Source organism: Paenibacillus sp. P3E, assembly GCF_001909045.1.
Lineage (GTDB): Bacteria > Bacillota > Bacilli > Paenibacillales > Paenibacillaceae > Paenibacillus_AQ > Paenibacillus_AQ helianthi.
Genome location: NZ_LVWH01000112.1, coordinates 1 through 1,227, shown reverse-complemented (window position 1 = coordinate 1,227; position 1,227 = coordinate 1). Strand labels below are relative to the sequence as shown.

Here is a 1,227-nt window from a genome sequence, read left to right as displayed (position 1 = left end):
GTGGATACATGATTCGCGACGGCAAACCCGAAGGCTTCTTTTATCTGGACCACCGAACCGTAGATACGAAATACAATCTCATAACGGATGTGCATGTCACGCCCGGAAACGTCCATGATTCCGTGCCGTATTTGTCGCGTTTGGATCGCCAGCAAGAACGATTTGAATTTAACGTTGAAGCCGTTGCACTTGATTCGGGTTATTTAACGACGCCCATTTGCCGAGGACTACAAAGCCGAAAGATTTTTGCGGTGATCGCTCACCGAAGATTTCATCCCAAGCAAGGATTGTTTCCAAAGTGGAAGTTTACCTTTGATGCCGAGCGAAATCTGTATGTTTGTCCAGCGAGTCATGAATTGAATTACCGAACGACAGACCGCAAGGGCTACCGGCAGTATGCTTTCGATCCAGAACGGTGTAAAAGTTGCCCGTTGCTGGGTCAATGCACGCAGTCTCGTAATCACCGAAAGGTGGTGACGCGGCATGTGTGGGAGGACAGCAAGGAATGGGTGCGGAATAACCGGCTAAGTAAGTCCGGTAAGAAGTTATACCGCAAACGAAAAGAGACGATTGAGCGAAGCTTCGCGGATGCTAAAGAGCTCCATGGGTTTCGCTATTGCCGTTTGCGCGGACTTCCAAACGTCAGGGAACAGGCACTGATGACGGCTGCCGTGCAGAACATGAAAAAGATGGTGATCCACCTGGATCGCCTGGAAAAGCGGGGGTAATCCCCTCGTTTTCCCGATTTCACTTCTGCCTGAACGTAAAAAGAAACCCAAGGTTGTAAAAATGACCTGGGTTTCTCGACAATCTGAGCACCCGTTAAGGTGCTTTAAGCATTTTAATAAAATTAGAACTGTCTTGCATTAACTTTGAGATTATACTGTGCTCCGTTACTGTTGTAAACATATACTTCCCAATTACCAACGATTCCAGTATCCGGAACTTCCTGAACAAAATTAAATGTTTTTTGGTCTCCCCCGTTCAATTGATAGTTGTACCATTCTGTTCCATTTCGCTTAATATTTACATACACTGGGGAAGATGCATTATTCAAAACCCAAATGTTAAGTTGTTTCCCATTTCCTACTCCTGTTGTAAACGCACTTTTATAGGCCGTGGAACCTATATGAGTAACATTATTAATATAAATTGCATCCATTGGATAAAAAATTGCTCCATCAATGATTTTTGTTTTAATCTTTGCTGTATCTTGTACAACATCAT

General features: G+C 44.2%; 2 protein-coding genes. One reads left to right on the top strand and one right to left on the bottom strand.

Translation table 11 applies throughout. From position 1 onward, the window contains the following. A partial coding sequence (locus A3842_RS10180) for a transposase (protein ID WP_143186234.1) occupies nt 1-728 on the top strand: 728 nt, incomplete at its 5' end. 122 nt (nt 729-850) lie between these two features. Here A3842_RS10180 and A3842_RS32445 read toward each other — a convergent pair. Continuing rightward, nucleotides 851-1,227, bottom strand: a 377-nt coding sequence (locus tag A3842_RS32445; RefSeq protein ID WP_074101292.1) for a hypothetical protein, incomplete at its 5' end; no start/stop codon positions are given.